The sequence below is a fragment of the Paracoccus sp. FO-3 genome (assembly GCF_006386455.1).
GTDB classification, from domain to species: domain Bacteria; phylum Pseudomonadota; class Alphaproteobacteria; order Rhodobacterales; family Rhodobacteraceae; genus Paracoccus; species Paracoccus versutus.
Map to the genome: position 1 here is coordinate 1 of NZ_VCBQ01000334.1, position 308 is coordinate 308.

Annotated in this window: 2 protein-coding genes; both read left to right on the forward strand. The window is 68.4% G+C overall.

From position 1 onward, the window contains the following. Window positions 1-147: acyl-CoA dehydrogenase family protein (locus FE811_RS27250; RefSeq protein ID WP_255469877.1), on the forward strand; the 147-nt coding region annotated here is incomplete at its 5' end. 8 nt (window positions 148-155) lie between these two features. Next, the coding region (locus FE811_RS27255) for an enoyl-CoA hydratase/isomerase family protein (RefSeq protein ID WP_370362720.1) at window positions 156-308 on the forward strand (153 nt) is incomplete at its 3' end.

A 308-nucleotide genomic window follows, 5' to 3' on the forward strand; every position in this document is an offset into this window, starting at 1 on the left:
CTGCAGCTGCATGGCGGCTATGGCTACCTGGCCGATTACGGCATCGAGAAGATCGTGCGCGACCTGCGCGTGCACCAGATCCTGGAAGGCACCAACGAGATCATGCGGCTGATCGTCGGCCGCGCCCTGCTGGCGGAGCGTGACTGATGGCCGAGATGCCCNTCGCCCGCAAGGACCGCCGCGCCGGCCGGCTGACCTTCAACCGCCCGCAGGCGCTGAACGCGCTGAGCCACGAGATGGCGCTGGCCATCGACGCCGCCTTGCAGGAATGGCGCGACGATCCCGAGGTGGCGCTGGTCGTCATCGAC